The following is a 5,787-nucleotide window of genomic DNA, read 5'->3' as shown; positions in this document are numbered from 1 at the left end:
CCCTAAAGAAATATATCCTCTGCTGCAAGGCCCACGGCCAGCGGGTGTGTGTCGCCAGCGACGCACACTTCCATACCATGGTGGGTAGCGTCGAACCCCTGATGGCCCTTCTGGAAGAGCTGGAGTTCCCCCAGGAGCTTATCGTCAATCTGACGAAAGAACGCTTCGACAATTATCTGAAAGAGCGAAACCGCCGCATTTGCGGAATCGCTGATTGACAAAGCATATAAGAACGTATAGAATGATAATCAATAATCGATTATATGTGAATGCATAGAAGGAGGATTGCCATGGGAGGGGATCGCTTAACGGAGAAGGCAACCTTGCGCAAGGAGATCCGGGATTACATCCAGCAGCAGATCGCCACCGGACGCTTCAAACCTGGCGACCGCATCGTGGAGACCCAGATGGCCAAGGAGCTGGGCGTTTCTCAGGCCCCAGTGCGGGAGGCGATTTTGGAGCTGGCCGCCATGGGCCTTCTGGAGGAGCGGCCCTACTCCGGTTCCTTCGTTCGGAAGCTGACGGCGGAGGACATCGAGGACATCTACAACACCCGCGCCTTCCTGGACGAGTACGCCGCCAGGCGGGCCGCGCAGAGGGTTACCCCGGAACAGCTGCGGGAAATGGAGACGCTTTTGCGGGAGATGGATGCGGCGGAAAGCCCTCATGACTTTGCGGAAAAGGACATTGCTTTCCACAGTATGGTGGTGGATGCCGCCGGGAGCCCTGCCTTGAAAAAGGTTTGGGAGAGTCTGCGGTTGGTGGAGTGGACGAGTCTGTCTGTGGNGGTGACCCGGAATACCCTGCCGGAGCTTGCAAAGCAGCACTGGCAGATTTTCCGGCTGCTGGAGCGGCACGCCGACCACACTGCCGGAGCCTATATGTTCCTGCACATCAAGAATTTTGGAGACGAGCTGAAGCAGTATTACCAGGAGATGGATGGAAACATCCTGCCCCTGCNCAGGAGCGTTTTGTAAAAGGAGAGGACGATATGGCAGATCAAAAAAGCCTCCGGCCCTGTGAGAAGTTCCAGAGGGAGGGCCAGGAATGGGACCGCCTGGTGGTCCTGCGGAAGGACACCACCGGGCAGGAGACCGTCATCGGACGCACGCAGCTCCGCAAGGACGCGGTGGAAAAGGTCACCGGGAGTGCCCGGTATGGCGCGGACGTGAACTTCCCCGGCCAACTCTACGGCGCCCTGGCCCGCAGTCCCCATCCCCACGCACGGATTAAGGCGGTCTGCGTGGAGAGGGCCAAGGCGGTCCCCGGCGTTCGGGCGGTGATCACCGGGGCGGACTACCCGGTGCCCTACGGGCAGTTCATCGCCGACCAGCCCATCATCGCCTTGGACAAGGTTCGCTACCAGGGAGAGCCCGTGGCCGCCGTGGCGGCGGAGACCGAGGAGGCCGCCCGGAAAGCCGCCGCCCTGGTGGATGTGGAGTATGAACCGCTGCCGGTAGTAAACACCATCGAGGAGTCCATGAAAAACGAGACCTTGATTCACGAGGACTGGAGCCAGTACGATTGCAGCAGCGTCTGCTTCCCTGTCCAGGGCACCAACATCGGCGACCAGTTCCACCTGAAAAAGGGGGATGTGGAGAAAGGTTTTGCCGAGGCGGATTTGGTGGTGGAATCCAGCTTCCGCTGCGGCCAGCTTCAGCACACCTTGATTGAGACCCACACCGCCACGGCGATTGCGAATCCCTATACCCAGGATATNCNGGTCTGGACTCCCAATCAGTCCCCCTTCGGTATCCGAGGGCTGATGGCGAAGATCTTCGGCGTCCCGGCGGAGAAGGTCCGGCTGACCATGACCCATATCGGCGGGGCCTTCGGCGGAAAGTACGAGGCTAAGTGCGAGCCTATTGCCATCGCCCTGTCCCTCAAGTCCGGGGGGCGTCCGGTAAAGCTGACCTATGACCGGCACGAGGAGTTTGAGGCCACCGTCTGCCGCTCCACAGTGCAGTATTACATTAAGACCGGAGTGAAGCGGGACGGCACTATCACCGCCCAGCAGGTCACGGGATACTGGGACGCCGGAGCCTATGTCACTACGAATCCCCGGGTGGACTACAACGCCGGCTTCGCCGCCCACGGGCCCTATAAAATTCCCAACGCCCAGGTGGACACCTATGTGTATATGACCAACCGGACCCTGGGCACCGCCTACCGGGGCTTCGGCGTGACGGAGGCGGCCACCCTCCACGAGCACCAGATGGACATCGTGGCCCGGAAGCTGGGGATGGAGCCCCTGGCCTTCCGGCTCCACAACTGCCTCCACGACGGGGACGAGGGCATCACCGGAGAGATCATCTCCACCTGCGCCGTGGAGGAGTGTCTCCGGGCGGCGGCGAAGAACGTGGACTGGGACAAGCTGCCGGACCGCTGGACGGACGAGGAGGGAAATCTCTGCGGCAAGGGCATCGCCTGCTTCAACAAGNTGACGGGCACCCCCTCTACTACCTCCTGCGTTGTAAAGATGAACGAAAATGGCTCGGTGTACATCTGGTCCGCCAGCCGGGAGATGGGGCAGGGCGTCACGACGACCATGCCCCAGTTCGCGGCGGAGGCCCTGCATATGGACCTGGATAAAATCAGCGTTGCCCCGGTGGACACCACCATGACCCCCTATGATAAGACCACTACCTCCTCCCGCTCCACCTTCCACTCTGGCAACGCCATCCTGGAGGCCTGCGAGGACATCAAGCGGCAGCTCTGCCGTTTGGCTGCCCTCAAGTGGGGTTGTGAGGCCGGGAATGTGGTGTACACCGCCGAGGGGTACATTCAGGATTCCGAAAAACCGGAGCGGCGGATTCACATCAACGACGTGGGAAAGTCCGGCATCATGCACGAGCAGGACCCGGTGCTGGCCATCGGGCGCTATGGGACCTCGGATATCTTCGACCCGCCGCCGGTGGACGGGCGGCAGTCGAAGCGGCCCACGGTCATGTGGATGATCGGGGCCCAGGCCGCCGTGGTCAAAGTGAATCCCGTCACGGGGCGGGTGAAGGTGGTCAAAATGGGCGCGGCCCACGATATCGGCAAAGCCATCAATCCCACCGGGTGCCTCCAGCAGATCGAGGGGGCCATCGTCATGGGGCTGGGCCACGCGCTGATGGAAGAAATGATCTACGAGGACGGGAATCTGCGGAACGGGAACATGGTGGACTACAAGGTGCCCACATTTATGGACTCCGATGTGGAGACGAAAATCACCCTGGTGGAGAACGGGCACCCGGAGGGTCCCTTCGGTGTGAAGGGCATCGGCGAGCCGGGACTGGTCCCCACAGCAGCAGCCATCGCTGGGGCCGTTTGCCACGCCTGCAATACCGACTTTGATTCCATTCCCATCAAGCCGGAGCACATTTTGTTCCGAAAGGAGGTCGAGGACTAATGTTGCCGAATTTTGAGTATCATGCGCCGACAGACATTCTGGAGGCCTGCGCCTTGAAAGCCGCCGGGGCGAAGCCGGTGGCCGGAGGCACGGATGTCTACGTCAACATGCACGGCGGGAAGGAGAGAGCCGCCGAGGTCCTGGACCTCAAGGGCTTGAAAGAGCTCCAGGGCCAGCGGCTGACGCCGGAGGGCCTGGACCTGGGAGCCCTGACCACCCACCGGCATATCGAGGAGTGGGAGGCTGTCCGGGGCCGGTACTACGCCCTGTATCAGGGTTGTTCCCAGGTGGGCTCCGTGCAGATCCGCTATCGGGGAACGCTGGGAGGCAACATCATGAACGGCGCGCCGTCGGCGGACTCCGTGGGGCCTCTGCTGGTCCATGGGGCGGAGGCGGTGGCGCTGGGTCCGGCGGGGGAGCGGCGGGTTCCCCTGGAACGGTTTTATACCGGCTTCAAGAAATTTGACCTCCTGCCGGAGGAGCTGCTGGCCCGTATTTTCGTTCCCCTGCCGCCGGACAACGCCGGCAGCGCCTATTATAAATACACCCGCCGGAACGCCATGGACCTGGCCCTGATGGGCGTCAGCGCTTATGTGGAGCTCCGGGAGGGCCTTTTGGAGAACGTCCGGGTTGCTCTGACCACCGCGGGGCCCACGCCTATGCGGAGCCACGCCGCCGAAGCGTCGCTGGAGGGACGGGCGGTTTCGGATGAGGTCATTATTCGGGCGGCGGAGGCCGCCGCCGCCGAAGGGAAACCCCGGTCCAGCTGGCGCTCCAGCGCGGAGTTCCGGACCCGGCTGATTCACGACGTGACCATCCAAGTGCTCCACGGGGCCGTCCGGCGGGCAAGTCTGCCCCCGGAGAGGAAGGCGGAGGCTATTCCGCAGAGATTGTATCCGGGACAGATCGGAAGAGGAGGCAGGGTCGATGAAAACAGCTGATATCCATGTGACGGTGAACGGCATACTCTATGAGAAAAGTGTACCCTGCAATCAGACGCTTCTGCGGTTCCTGAGAGATGATCTGTTTCTCACCAGCGTCAAGGAGGGCTGCGACGAGGGCGAGTGCGGTGCCTGCACTGTGCTGCTGGACGGACATCCGGTGAACTCCTGCCTGGTACTGGCGGCCGAGCTGGACGGCAAGGAGGTCCTGACGGCGGAAGGCCTGGCGGAGGACGGACGGCTCCATCCCCTCCAGGAGGCGTTTATCGAGGCTGGAGCTGTCCAGTGCGGCTACTGCACGCCGGGGATGCTGATCAGCGGCATCGCCCTGCTGAACCTTTATCCCCATCCCACCCGTGAACAGATTCGGAAGGAGATGGAGGGCAACATCTGCCGGTGCACCGGTTACACCCGCATTGCCGACGCGGTGCTGCTGGCGGTGGAGAAGATGGACATCGCCCGGACGGAGGCCAGGGCGGCGGGTCTGCCGGAGCCGGAGTTCCGGGGGATCGACAGCCGGTTTTCGGAAAAATGGAACAGCCAGTATCAGAGTTGACGGAAAAGGGAGGTCGGGCGCCTCCCTTTTTTGTTGGTAAAAATGTTTGCATTTTTTTCGGAAGTATGGGAGAATAGGGAAAATGCAGACGGCGGGCGAAGGGTCCGCGAAAGGCGTGATGGAATGGGAGAGAGCGGCAGAAAGCGGCTGGCGGCGAAGGAGACCCTGCGGAGCAACATTAGGGACTATATCCAGCAGCAGATTGCGGAGGGCGTCTACCAACCGGGAGACCGGATTGTGGAGACCCGTTTGGCAAAAGAATTGAATGTCTCCCAGGCCCCGGTACGGGAGGCCATGCTGGAGCTGGCCACCATAGGGATGCTGGAGGAGCGGCCCTATTCCGGGACCTATGTGCGGAATTTTACTGCCGCAGAGATCGAGGACACCTTCGGGGCTCGGGCTTTCGTTGAGGAGTATGCCGCCAAGCGGGCGGCGAAGCGGGCCTCGGAGGAGCAGCTGGCGGAGATGCGGGCAGTGCTGGAACGGATGAACCCGGAGCAGGGGATTCAGGAGTTCGTCCAGCTGGACAAGGAATTTCACGGCCTGGTAATGGACGCCGCCGGAAGCTCCGCCCTGAAACGGGTGTGGAGCTTACTCCGCATGGCAGAGTGGACCTATCTGTGCGCGGCAATCACGGCTTTTTCGCTGGAGGATTTAATCGCCCAGCATTGGAAAATATTTCGATATTTAGAGGCCCGGGAAGACTCCAGTGCTGGGGCCTACATGTTCCTGCATATCAAGGGCTTTGGCGACGAGCTGGGCAGGTATTTCTCCAGCCATGAAATATGAGGAAACGGGTATGTCCAGATTTGGACATACCCGTCAGCCTGTCGAAAAGAGGCCTGTCTGTCTTCATTACCAGACAGGCCACAAAGTTAATGAGGGATAAAATGTAG

General features: G+C 61.2%; 5 protein-coding genes and 1 pseudogene. All 6 read left to right on the top strand.

Annotated elements, in window-relative coordinates; all coding sequences use genetic code 11:
* Positions 1–218: pseudogene (locus tag JX325_RS11970) on the top strand (hypothetical protein); the annotation flags it as partial.
* Positions 219–290: 72 nt separating this feature from the next.
* Positions 291–977, top strand: coding sequence for a GntR family transcriptional regulator (locus JX325_RS11965; protein WP_204791345.1), 687 nt, complete (start codon positions 291–293; stop codon positions 975–977).
* 14 nt (positions 978–991) lie between these two features.
* A complete protein-coding gene (locus JX325_RS11960; protein WP_204791344.1) occupies positions 992–3,394 on the top strand; it encodes a xanthine dehydrogenase family protein molybdopterin-binding subunit in 2,403 nt (800 codons plus the stop codon).
* Positions 3,394–4,335, top strand: coding sequence for a xanthine dehydrogenase family protein subunit M (locus JX325_RS11955; protein ID WP_204791343.1), 942 nt, complete (start codon positions 3,394–3,396; stop codon positions 4,333–4,335). The genes JX325_RS11960 and JX325_RS11955 overlap by 1 nt, the downstream gene beginning before the upstream one ends.
* On the top strand, positions 4,322–4,891 hold the full coding sequence (locus tag JX325_RS11950) for a (2Fe-2S)-binding protein (RefSeq protein WP_204791342.1): 570 nt from the start codon (positions 4,322–4,324) through the stop codon (positions 4,889–4,891). Before JX325_RS11955 ends, JX325_RS11950 begins: the two co-directional genes overlap by 14 nt.
* 123 nt (positions 4,892–5,014) lie before the next feature.
* Entirely contained in the window at positions 5,015–5,680 is a 666-nt protein-coding gene (locus JX325_RS11945) for a GntR family transcriptional regulator (RefSeq protein WP_204791341.1), read from the top strand.
* Positions 5,681–5,787: the final 107 nt, after the last annotated feature.

The sequence above is a fragment of the Oscillibacter sp. CU971 genome (genome assembly GCF_905219725.1).
Classification (GTDB): Bacteria; Bacillota; Clostridia; order Oscillospirales; family Oscillospiraceae; genus Oscillibacter.
The sequence above is the reverse complement of the archived record's forward strand: the minus strand, read 5'-3'. Positions and strand labels throughout refer to the sequence as shown.